This window comes from Bradyrhizobium sp., assembly GCF_052389815.1.
Classification (GTDB): domain Bacteria; phylum Pseudomonadota; class Alphaproteobacteria; order Rhizobiales; family Xanthobacteraceae; genus Bradyrhizobium.
Genome location: NZ_JBQTHN010000126.1, coordinates 1 through 10,829 on the forward strand (window position 1 = coordinate 1; position 10,829 = coordinate 10,829).

Annotated in this window: 9 protein-coding genes and 1 pseudogene; 5 read left to right on the forward strand and 5 right to left on the reverse strand. The window is 65.8% G+C overall.

Annotated elements, in window-relative coordinates; all coding sequences use genetic code 11:
* A partial coding sequence (locus ACT4OC_RS20755; RefSeq protein WP_444840906.1) for an inositol monophosphatase family protein occupies positions 1-289 on the forward strand: 289 nt, incomplete at its 5' end.
* 78 nt (positions 290-367) lie between these two features.
* Here the strand turns inward: ACT4OC_RS20755 and ACT4OC_RS20760 are convergent.
* From ACT4OC_RS20760 to ACT4OC_RS20775, 4 genes are all read right to left on the reverse strand, one after another.
* Positions 368-3,523 carry a multidrug efflux RND transporter permease subunit gene (locus ACT4OC_RS20760; RefSeq protein WP_444840907.1) on the reverse strand — a complete coding sequence of 1,052 codons (3,156 nt, stop codon included), beginning with the start codon at positions 3,521-3,523 and terminating at the stop codon, positions 368-370.
* Positions 3,524-3,530: 7 nt separating this feature from the next.
* Complete coding sequence (locus ACT4OC_RS20765; RefSeq protein WP_444840908.1) at positions 3,531-4,712, reverse strand: efflux RND transporter periplasmic adaptor subunit; 1,182 nt, start codon at positions 4,710-4,712, stop codon at positions 3,531-3,533.
* A 299-nt stretch (positions 4,713-5,011) separates the two neighbouring features.
* Complete coding sequence (locus ACT4OC_RS20770; RefSeq protein WP_444840909.1) at positions 5,012-5,218, reverse strand: hypothetical protein; 207 nt, start codon at positions 5,216-5,218, stop codon at positions 5,012-5,014.
* Between the two features lie 51 nt (positions 5,219-5,269).
* Positions 5,270-6,070 carry a DUF1295 domain-containing protein gene (locus ACT4OC_RS20775; protein WP_444840910.1) on the reverse strand — a complete coding sequence of 267 codons (801 nt, stop codon included), beginning with the start codon at positions 6,068-6,070 and terminating at the stop codon, positions 5,270-5,272.
* Between the two features lie 187 nt (positions 6,071-6,257).
* On the opposite strand from ACT4OC_RS20775, the gene ACT4OC_RS20780 reads away from it, so the two are divergent.
* Positions 6,258-7,256: a flagellar motor protein MotA gene (locus ACT4OC_RS20780; protein WP_444840911.1), complete on the forward strand. Its 999-nt coding sequence runs from the start codon at positions 6,258-6,260 to the stop codon at positions 7,254-7,256.
* A 24-nt stretch (positions 7,257-7,280) separates the two neighbouring features.
* Positions 7,281-8,306, forward strand: coding sequence for a peptidoglycan -binding protein (locus ACT4OC_RS20785; RefSeq protein ID WP_444840912.1), 1,026 nt, complete (start codon positions 7,281-7,283; stop codon positions 8,304-8,306).
* Between the two features lie 4 nt (positions 8,307-8,310).
* On the opposite strand, the gene ACT4OC_RS20790 is transcribed toward ACT4OC_RS20785, so the two are convergent.
* Positions 8,311-10,164 carry an ABC transporter transmembrane domain-containing protein gene (locus tag ACT4OC_RS20790; RefSeq protein WP_444840913.1) on the reverse strand — a complete coding sequence of 618 codons (1,854 nt, stop codon included), beginning with the start codon at positions 10,162-10,164 and terminating at the stop codon, positions 8,311-8,313.
* A 192-nt stretch (positions 10,165-10,356) separates the two neighbouring features.
* On the opposite strand from ACT4OC_RS20790, the gene rpmE reads away from it, so the two are divergent.
* Together rpmE and ACT4OC_RS20800 are read left to right on the forward strand one after the other, a co-directional pair.
* Complete coding sequence (gene rpmE / locus ACT4OC_RS20795; RefSeq protein WP_291614211.1) at positions 10,357-10,581, forward strand: 50S ribosomal protein L31; 225 nt, start codon at positions 10,357-10,359, stop codon at positions 10,579-10,581.
* A 176-nt stretch (positions 10,582-10,757) separates the two neighbouring features.
* Positions 10,758-10,829: pseudogene (locus ACT4OC_RS20800) on the forward strand (haloacid dehalogenase type II); the annotation flags it as partial.

Sequence of the window (10,829 nt, forward strand, 5' to 3'; positions counted from 1 at the left end):
CGAGCAGTCGCGCCGCGAGATGGCCGCGCTGCAGAACGAGGTCGCGGGCCTGCGCCGTTTCGGCGCCGCCTCGCTCGACCTCGCCTTCGTCGCCGCCGGCCGTCTCGACGGCTATTGGGAGCGCAACCTGAGCCCCTGGGACATCGCGGCCGGCCAGATCATGGTGCGCGAGTCCGGCGGCATCGTCTCCGGCATCGACGGCAACGACGACGCGCTGACATCGGGCCATGTTGTCTGCGGCAACGAGTTCGTGCACGCCGAGCTGGTGAAGATATTGAAGCCGTTGTAACGGCACCGCATGCGCAAGCTCGCCATCTCGGCCGCGGCGATTGCCGGGTGAGCGCGGCAGCGGGCACAGAGTGAAGCGCTATTCCGCCGGCCGGTGTACCGCGTGCGTTTCGCCTGCGGCTTCTTCCTTCTCGCCCTTCTCCCGGTCCCCGGCCAGCACGCGCTGCACGCTGACGAAGAACACCGGCACCATCAAGAGCGCCAGGATGACGACCGCGATCATGCCGCCCATCACGCTGGTGCCGAGCGCCTGCTGGCTGGCGCCGCCGGCGCCGTGGGCGATCACCATCGGCAGCACGCCGCAGACGAAGGCAAGGCCGGTCATCAGGATGGGGCGGAAACGCAGCGTGCACGCCTCGATCGTCGCCTCGACCAGCGGCTTGCCTTCGGCGCGCAGGTCCTTGGCGAATTCGATGATGAGGATGGCGTCCTTGGCGGCAAGGCCGATGATGGTGATGAGGCCGACGGTGAAATAGACGTCGTTGGGCAGCCCGCGCATGGTGGCGGCCGCGACCGCGCCGGCAACGCCGAGCGGCACCGTCAGCAGCACCGCCAGCGGAATGGTCCAGCTCTCGTACAGCGCCGCCAGCAGCAGGAACACCACCAGCACCGACAGGCCGAGCAGGAACGGCGCCTGCGAGCCGGACAGCTTTTCCTGCAGCGATTGCCCGGTCCACTCGTAGCCGAAGCCGCGCGGCAGGCGGGCTGCAAGGCGCTCCATCTCCTTGATCGCGTCGCCCGAGGTGAAGCCGGGCCTGGCCTCGCCCGTGATGCGCACGGCGGGATAATAGTTGAAGCCGGTGATCTGCGAGGGGCCCTTCGACCAGTCGATCGAGGCAAAGGACGAGAACGGCACGAGCTGGCCGCGATTGTTCTTGACGTTGTAGTTCAGGAGGTCCTCGGCCTTCATGCGCCCGAAGGCGTCGGCCTGCACGATGACGCGCTGCATGCGGCCGCGGTTCGGGAAGTCGTTGATGTAGTTGGAGCCGAGATTGGTCGAGATGGTGTTGTTGACGTCCTCGAAAGTGATGCCGAAGGCGCCGGCCTTCTCGCGGTCGATCATCAGATTGACCTGCGGCGCCGGCGGCAGGCCTTCGATGAACACCTTTTGCAGGACGGGGCTGGCGTTCGCTTCCGCGATCAGGCGGTCGGCGGCGGCGGTCAAGGCGGCAAAGCCCTTCTGGCCGCGGTCCTGCAGGCGGAACGAGAAGCCGGAGGAGTTGCCGAGATTGTCGATCGGCGGCGGCTGCAGCGCGGTGACCCTGGCGTCGCGGATCGAGGCGAGGTTCCGGTTGACGTCGGCGACGATGTTGGCCGCCGAATCCTTGCTCGGACGATCGGACCAGTCCTTCAGCGAGATGAAGGCCTGCGCGGTGTTGATGCCCTGCCCCAGGAAGCTGAAGCCGGTGAGGAAGGTGACGTTCTCGATGCCGGAACGCTCCAGCAGATATTTTTCCACCTTCTCGATCGCCGCCTCGGTGCGGCCGTAGGAGGATTCCGGCGGCGTCTGCACGTCGGTGGTGATGAAGCCCTGGTCGTCAACGGGCAGGAAGCCGCCCGGCAGGCGGACGAACGCCCAGGACAGGCCGACCAGCAGCACGGCATAGATCAGCATCATGCGGCCGGTGCGCTTCAGCGATCCCTGCACCACCAGCGAATAATGGTGACGGCTCGAATCCAGAGCCCGGTTGAACCAGCCGAACACGCCCCGCTCCGCATGGGCGTGGCCGGCTTCGACGGGCTTGAGCAGCGTCGCACACAGCGCCGGCGTCAGCGACAGCGCCATCAGCGCGGAGAAGGAGATCGCCGCCACCATGGTCACCGAGAACTGGCGATAGATGATGCCGACCGATCCCGGAAAGAACGCCATCGGCAGGAACACCGCCACCAGCACCAGCGTGATGCCGACGATGGCGCCTGATATCTGCGACATCGCCTTGCGGGTCGCCTCCTTCGGCGGCAGGCCTTCCTCCGCCATGATGCGCTCGACGTTCTCCACCACCACGATGGCATCGTCGACGAGGATGCCGACCGCCAGCACCATGCCGAACATGGTGAGCATGTTGATGGAATAGCCCATCAACATCAGCGCGGCGCAGGCGCCCAACAGCGCCACCGGCACCACGATGGTCGGGATCATAGTGTAGCGGATGTTCTGCAGGAACAGGAACATCACAACGAACACCAGCACGACCGCCTCGACCAGGGTCGTCAGCACCTTGTTGATCGAGGCCTTCACGACAGGCGTGATGTTGTAGGGAATGTCGTAGGCGATGTTGGCTGGAAAGAACTTCGACAGCTCCTTCATCTTCTTTTCGATCGCACTGGCGGTCGCAAGCGCGTTGCCGGTCGGGGCCAACAGCACGGAAAGACCGGCGGTCGGCTTGCCGTTGAGGCGGGTCTGGAACTGGTAGCTGAGACCGCCGATCTCGATCCGCGCGACGTCGTGCAGGCGGACCGTCGAACCGTCGGCGGAAGCACGCAGGATGATCGCGCCGAATTCGTCGGGCGAGGAGAGCTGGCCCTTGACCAGCACCTGTGCCGCAATCCTGGTATCCGGCGTGCTCGGCTCGGCGCCGATGGTTCCCGAGGCGACCTGCGCGTTCTGGGCTGCGATCGCCTTGTTGACGTCATCGGCGGTCAGTCCGTAGCCGACCAGCTTCTCCGGATCGATCCATATCCGCAGACTGCGCTCGGTGGAGTAGAGCGTGGCGCGGCCGACGCCGGGAATGCGGCGCACCTCGCCGAGGATGTTGCGGATCATGAAGTCGCCGAGGCCGACCTCGTCGAGGCTGCCGTCGGTCGAGCGCAGCGTGATGATCTGCAGCACGGCGCTGGAGGCTTCCTCCACCAGGATGCCCTGCTGGATCACGGCGCGCGGCAGGCGTGCCTCGACCCGCTTCAGGCGGTTCTGCACCTCCACGGAAGCCGCGCTCGTTTCCGTGCCCGGCACGAAATTGGCGATGATCTCGACCTGGCTGAGCGAGTCGCTGGTCGATTCGAAATTGAGGATGCCGCTCGCGCCGTTGAGCTCCTCCTCGATCAGCCGGGTCACGCTGTTGTAGAGGTTCTCGGGCGAGGCGCCGGGATAGCTGGTCGAAATCGAGATCGACGGCGGGGCGATGATCGGATATTGCGCGACCGCCAGCAGCGGGATCGAAATCGCGCCGATCAGACAGATGAAGAGCGCGACGACCCAGGCGAAGATGGGCCTGTCGATGAAGAAGCTCGGCATCCGATGATCACCGGTGCGTTGTCTGCATCAAACCTGCGGACGCGTCTGCCTCGGCCCAGGACAGCGTCCTGACCTTGTCGCCGGGCGTGAACTTCTGGAAACCTTCCACCACGACCTTGTCGCCGGCCTTCAGTCCGTCCGTGACGAACCAAATACCGCCCTGCATCGCTCCGGTTTTCACCGGCCGGATCGTGACCTTGCCATCGTCCCCGACCAGGAACACCTCGCTGCCGCCGCCGCTGTTGCGCTGGATCGACTGCTCGGGCACCGCAATCGCATCGGCGTCGATGCCCTGTTCGAGCTGAACACGCACATACATGCCGGGCAGCAGCTGGCGCAATGGATTGGCGAATTCGGCGCGCATCGTCACCTTCCCGGTCTGCGCGTCGACCTTGGCCTCCGAGAACAGGAGCTTGCCCTGAACGGAATAGAGCTCGCCGTTGTCGAGCTCGAGACGCACCTTGATCGCGGGAGGCGCGACGAGCTCGCCGGTGTCGAGCGCACGGCGCAGCTGATTCATCTCGCTGGCCGACTGGGTGAAGTCCGCATAGACGGGATCGAGCTGCTGGATCGTTGCAAGGCTGGTCGCGTCGTTCTGCACGACCAGCGCGCCTTCGCTGATATGGGCCGCGCCGACGATGCCGTCGATCGGCGCGCGGATGGTGGCGTAATCGAGATTGAGTCTGGCACGGGCCACGTCAGCCGTACGGGCGGCAACGTCGGCTTCCGCCTGGCGCAACGCAGCGATCGCCTCTTCGTTCTTCGCCTCCGGCGCCGCCTTCTCCCTGTACAGGGTGCCGATGCGATTGGCGTGCGAGGTCGCCTGCTCGAACACGGCCTTGGCGCGCGCCAGCGCGGCCAGGGCCGACTGCACCTCGACCTCGAACGGCCGCGGATCGATTCGGTAGAGCGGCTCGCCCGCCTTGACCTCGCTACCCTGATGGAACAGGCGCTCGACGATGATGCCCGATACGCGCGGACGAACCTCTGCGACTCGCGTCGGCGCAATGCGTCCCGGCAATTCGCGTATCACGGCACGCGCCCGCGGCTGCACCACCACGACGCTGACGTCGACTTCGGGGATCGCGGCCGCGGCGTTCGCCGTCGGCTCCTTGCACCCAGCAAGCAATGGCGCGAGGGCAGCGAGCATCAATGCAATGCAGGCCGATTGCGCACGTAAGTCAGGCATGTCGAATCAGTCGCCCCTATTGAATTTCAAACGCGAATGGTGAGCCGCGTTGCGCGAAGTTTGCGCGCCGATGCAGTCAACATACGGAGCATCTACTGCAACGCAATATTTTTCACGGCGGCCCAATGTCACACGACGCTACAGGACTGAATTCACGTCGCTTTTTCGGATTCACCGGATTGTGAATCTACGTGACCTCAGTTCCTCATCCTAACGGAAAATTAATGTGCCTCCATTCGATGCTCGCAGCGTAAGCTTACTGGAGAATTAATGGGCAGATATTCAGAGCTCATCCGACTCTACGCCGCCTTCATGCGGTAATGGCTGACCCCCCATTCGATGGCGCGCGCTGCCATCTCGTCGGCGAACAACGCATCGCTGCGCGCATCGCGTTCGGAAAGGCGCATCGCGGTGCGCGAGCAAAGGCGGTGGATCGCGGCGCGGATGATGGCATCGGGCAGCGGCACGCGCTCGGCGGTGCCGATGATGGTCGAGACGAAGCTCATCTGGCTCCTCCCTGATGTCAGGCACGATTTCTTCCGGGAAGCGTCCCGGGATCATGCTCGCGGCGGCAGCGGAAAGAATCGACTCGTACGCAACTGGTAGTCTCGATAGCGCCCGCCGCGGGAGCGCAGCATCTGCTCCTCGAGCGGCGGGATGCCGGTCACGTGGACCAGGATCCAGTACATGAAGATCGGCGCGAGCAGCGTTGCGAAGCCCCATGGGTAATCAGCCGAAAGGCCGATGACGGGATAAGCGAGCCAGCCGAACCATTCGAAGAAGTAATTGGGATGCCGCGACCAGCGCCACAGGCCGACATTGCAGACCCGGCCCTGGTTGGCAGGATCGTTACGGAAGCGCTTCAGCTGCGCATCGGCCAGCGCCTCGCCGGCGATGGCGATAAGGAGGATGCTCGCGCCGGCAAGATCCTGCAGCCGCAGCGCGTCGGAGGGAAAGTGCGCCGCGACGAAGATCGCAAATGCCAGCGGGATGGTCCCGAGCGCCTGGTTCTGCAGGAATATAAACATCCGCCGCGGCGCATTGAGGCCCCATTCTTTCGCAAAGCTCGCATAGCGCGGATCGTCCGATATGCCGGCGGTGCGGATGGCGATATGGATGCCCAGCCGCAGCGACCAGATCGCCACCAGCGCCGCGACCAGCCATTGCCGCGCGTTCGGCGGGCTACCCGCGATCTGCCACAGCGCACTGAGCGAGCCGACCAGGCCCAGCGAAAAGGTCCAGATGGTGTCGACCCAACCGGAATTGCCGGTCCGCTGCTGCACCAGGAAGGCGCTGGCCATCAGGATCGAGAGGGAGGCGGCAAGCAGAACGAGGGCCGCTAGGTAGGCAAGCGTCATGCAAAATCCCGATATCTCTTGGTCAGACATCGAACATTGCCGAAATACGCGCGGAGACAATGCCGGGTTTCAACTTCTGGTTCCCGGCGGGTGTCATCGAAAAGCGGGCACTCCGGCCTTTTCTCCCCCCGTTCCTGTGCCATATTGGCGGCCCGACCAGCGCTTGCGTAACGGATGACGACGGCCAATGCCCCAAAACCCCTCTCCCCGCGCCCAGATGGAAATCGAGCTGACCAAACTGTCGTCGCCCCGCATTTTCCTGGTGCGGATGCTGGTGTTTCTGGTGCTCTGCGCCCTGGTAACGGTCGTGCTCTACAAGCAGATCATGGTCGCCTTCTTCGCCAATCCCGGGCTGAACGCCCTGATCGGCGCGGTGCTCCTGATCGGCATCATCCTGTCGTTCCGGCAGGTGATCCGCCTCTATCCGGAGGTCGCCTGGGTCAACAGTTTCCGCATCGCCGATCCCGGGCTTGCCCTGGACCGGCATCCGACCCTGCTGGCGCCGATGGCCGCGATCCTGGGCGGCGAGCGCACCGGGCGGATGAGCATCACCCAGCAGACCATGCGGCATCTGCTGGACTCCATCGCCACGCGCCTCGACGAAGCGCGCGACATCTCGCGCTACATGACGGGGCTGCTGGTCTTTCTCGGCCTGCTCGGCACCTTCTGGGGCCTGATCGAGACCGTCAGCTCGGTCGGCAAGGTGATCGAAGGGCTGAAGGTCGGCGGCGATGCCGGCTCGCTGTTCGACGCGCTGAAGGAGGGCCTCGCCGCCCCGCTCGGCGGCATGGGCATTTCGTTCTCGTCCTCGCTGTTTGGCCTCGCCGGCTCGCTGATCCTCGGTTTCCTCGATCTGCAATCGAGCCAGGCGCAGAACCGCTTCTACACCGATCTGGAAGACTGGCTCGCCACTACGGTGCGCGAATATGCCGGCGACGAGATGGGCGGGGCGACGTCAGGCGTGCAACATGCGCTCGACCGGCTGCGCCATGCCGTGGAAGAAGGCAGCGCCACCCGCAACGCCACCGCCGCGATGGCCAATCTCGCGGAGGCGATCCAGGGCCTGGTCGCGCACATGCGCACCGAGCAGCAGATGATCCGCGAATGGGCCGACGGCCAGGGCGAGCAGAACAAGGAGATCAAGCGCCTGCTCGAGCGCATTGCCCGCCAGCCCGAGAAGAGTTGATCCCTATAGCTGAGAGAGAAGCCAATGGCCCTCGCCCGTGCCCGCCGCAGTGAATCCGGTCTCAACTACTGGCCGGGGTTCGTCGATGCGCTGTCGACGCTGGTGCTGTCGATCGTGTTCCTGCTCACGGTATTCCTGGTCGTGCAGTTCTTTCTGTCGCAGGAGGTCACCGGCAAGGACAAGGCGCTGGAGCAGCTCAACGCCAAGATCGCGCAGCTCAACGACCTGCTGTCGCTGGAGAAGCTCGCCAAGATCAACCTCGACGACCAGGTCGCGCAGCTGCGCGCCGGGCTCGCCTCGGCCGAGGGCGAGCGCGACCGCGTCAAGGGCCTCTACGAGGGCCTTGCCGGCGCCGGCGATGCGCAGGGCCGCGCCAACGAGCTCAACAAGGCGCTGGATTCCGAGAAGCAGGTCACCTCACGCGCGCTGGCGCAGATCGAGGTCCTGAACCAGCAGATCAGCGCGCTGCGCCGCCAGCTCGCGGCGCTGGAGGAGGCGCTGGAAGCGTCCGAGAAACGCGACAAGGAATCGCAGGGCCGCATCGCCGATCTCGGCCAGCGGCTCAACGTGGCGCTGGCGCAGCGCGTGCAGGAACTGTCGCGCTACCGCTCCGAATTCTTCGGCCGCCTTCGCGCCATTCTCGGCAACCGCCCGGACATCCGCATCGTCGGCGACCGCTTCGTGTTCCAGTCCGAAGTGTTCTTCGACACCGGCCAGGCGCTGCTGTTGCCGGAAGGACGCGCCGAGCTCGACAAGCTTGCCGGCGCGCTGATCGAGCTCGACAGGCAGATCCCCACCGAGATCGCCTGGGTGCTGCGGGTCGACGGCCACACCGACGTTCGGCCGATCAACAGCCCCCTGTTCAAGTCGAACTGGGAGCTGTCCTCCGCGCGCGCGATCTCGGTGGTGCAGTACCTGATCTCGCTCGGCGTGCCCTCGCAGCGATTGGTCGCCGCGGGCTTTGCCGAATTCCAGCCGCTCGACACCGCCCCGACCGAGGAAGCCTACAAGCGCAACCGCCGCATTGAGCTGAAGCTGACGGAGCGCTGAAGCGCTACGCTCCCTCGAACTGCAGCCGCGCCAGGCGCGCATAGAGACCGTTGGCGGCGACCAGCGAGGCGTGGGTGCCCTGCTCGACGATCCGGCCCTGGTCCAGCACCAGGATGCGGTCGCAGGACAGCACGGTGGCGAGGCGGTGTGCGATCACCAGCGTGGTGCGGTGGCGCATCAATTCCTCCAGTGCGGTCTGCACCAGCGTCTCGCTTTCGGCATCGAGCGCGCTTGTCGCCTCGTCCAGCAGGAGCAGCGGCGCATCGCGCAGAATGGCGCGCGCGATCGCGATGCGCTGGCGCTGGCCGCCCGACAGCTTGACGCCGCGCTCCCCCAACTGCGCCTCGAAGCCTTCAGGCAACAGGCGGATGAACTCGGTGGCGTGGGCGAGATCCGCGGCGCGCTCGACCTCGGCGTCGCTGGCGTCCGGCCGCCCGAATCGGATGTTGTCGCGGGCGCTCGCCGCGAACACCACGGAGTCCTGCGGCACCAGCGCGATGCGCGCGCGCAGGCGTTGCGGATCGACGGCCTCGATCGGAACGCCGTCCAGCGAGATCGTGCCGCCCCTCGGATCGTAGAAGCGGAGCAGCAGATGAAACAGCGTGCTCTTGCCCGCGCCGGACGGGCCGACGATCGCGACCTTCTCGCCGGCCTTCACCGAGAACGACACGCCGTCGATCGCCAGCGCGTCTGCCCGCGTCGGATAGGCAAAGCTGACGCGCTCGAAGGCGACGTCGCCGCGTGCCGGCGACGGCAATGCACGCGGCGAGGCGGGGCTGGCGATCTCCGGCTGCACGCGCAGGATCTCGAACAATCGCTCGGCCGCGCCGGAAGCGGCGGACAATTCGCCCCAGACCTCGCTGAGCTGGCCGAGGCCGGCGGCGGCGAACACCGCATAGAGCACGAACTGGCCGAGCCGGCCCGGCGTCATGTCGCCGACCAGCACGTCATGCGAGCCGACCCACAGGATGATCACGACGCTGGTGAAGATGATGAAGATGATGACCGCGGTCAGGAACGCGCGCGCCATGTGGGAGCGGCGTGCCGCATCGTAGGCGTCCTCGACCTCGGCGCCGTAGCGCGCGTTCGCCAGCCCCTCGCCCGTGAACGCCTGCACGATGCGGATCCCGCCGACGAGCTCGCCGACATAGGCGGCCGCCGCGCCGAGCCGGTCCTGCGCGCGCCGCGTCAGCCGCCGCACCCAGCGCCCGAACGCCACCAGCGGCAGCACGATCGCCGGGATCGCCAGCAGCACGAAGCCGGACAGCCGCGGGCTCGTGATCACCATCATGGTGACGGCGCCGATGAACAGCATGATGTTGCGCAGCGCGACCGAGGCCGAGGCGCCGACGGCGGACTTGATCTGGGTGGTATCGGCGGTCAACCGCGACACCAGCTCGCCGCTGCGCGAGGAATCGAAGAAGGAAGGCGACAGCGAGATCAGATGCGCCAGCACGTCGCGCCTGAGATCGGCGACGATGCGTTCGCCGATGGTCATCACAAGGTAGTAGCGCGCGGCGCTGGCCGCGGCGAGCACCGCCACCATCGCCACCATCACGCTGAAGTAGCTGTTGATCATGGCGATGCCTTCGGGGCTGAAACCGAAGTCGACCATGCGGCGGACCGCGATCGGCACCAGCAGCGTCGTTGCGGCTGCGACCGTCAGGGCGATGAAGGCGAGGAAGGCGCGCCCGCGGTAGCGTCCCATATAGGGCGCGAGCGCCAGCAGCGGGCGCAGCCTGGCGCGGCGCACCGGCTTCTCCGCGAGCTGCTCGATGCCGGCTTCCGCCTCCATCAGCGCGTCGCGCGGCTTTGGCGCCCTGCCGCGTTCCTCTGCAAGTTGCTCCGCTGCGCTCATCCGGTCCCGACCAATTCAGAGGCCCCCAGATAGGCCCTTAGCCGGGGCACTGGCAAATCCGGGACCAGCCCGCATCCGGACCCGCCCGGAGCCGTTCCGCGGCTTGTTTTGCGAGGGGGCTTGCGTTATAGAGCCGCCCAAATCCGCAATTCCCGAGATCGAGACGGGCGCCGGCGCGCCAGAGGACAAGCCATGAAAGCCGAAATTCATCCGGATTATCATATGATTACGGTCGTCATGACCGACGGCACCGAGTACCAGACCCGCTCGACCTGGGGTAAGGCCGGCGACAAGCTGAACCTCGACATCGATCCCAAATCGCACCCGGCCTGGACCGGCGGCACCCAGCAGCTGATGGACCGCGGCGGCCGCGTGTCGCGCTTCCAGAAGAAGTTCGAGGGTTTCCTCAAGAAGTAATGATCCGCGCCTCGCGCGACGGTTCGAGACGACGAACGCCTCCGCTTTGCGGGGGCGTTTTTGTTTTGGTTGCACCGTCATTCCGGGATGGTCCGAAGGACCAGACCCGGAATCTCGAGATCCCGGGTTCGATGCTGCGCATCGCCCCGGAATGACAACAAGAAAAGGGAACCCGCATGTCGGATATTTCAGGGGTGAAGGCGCTGGTCTTCGACGTGTTCGGCACCTGCGTCGACTGGCGCACCAGC

Coding starts and splice junctions, on each gene's coding strand:
- ACT4OC_RS20760 (WP_444840907.1), bottom strand. CDS start 3,523: ATGCCGAGCTTCTTCATCGACAGGCCCATCTTCGCCTGGGTCGTCGCG.
- ACT4OC_RS20765 (WP_444840908.1), bottom strand. CDS start 4,712: ATGCCTGACTTACGTGCGCAATCGGCCTGCATTGCATTGATGCTCGCT.
- ACT4OC_RS20770 (WP_444840909.1), bottom strand. CDS start 5,218: ATGAGCTTCGTCTCGACCATCATCGGCACCGCCGAGCGCGTGCCGCTG.
- ACT4OC_RS20775 (WP_444840910.1), bottom strand. CDS start 6,070: ATGACGCTTGCCTACCTAGCGGCCCTCGTTCTGCTTGCCGCCTCCCTC.
- ACT4OC_RS20780 (WP_444840911.1), top strand. CDS start 6,258: ATGCCCCAAAACCCCTCTCCCCGCGCCCAGATGGAAATCGAGCTGACC.
- ACT4OC_RS20785 (WP_444840912.1), top strand. CDS start 7,281: ATGGCCCTCGCCCGTGCCCGCCGCAGTGAATCCGGTCTCAACTACTGG.
- ACT4OC_RS20790 (WP_444840913.1), bottom strand. CDS start 10,164: ATGAGCGCAGCGGAGCAACTTGCAGAGGAACGCGGCAGGGCGCCAAAG.
- rpmE (WP_291614211.1), top strand. CDS start 10,357: ATGAAAGCCGAAATTCATCCGGATTATCATATGATTACGGTCGTCATG.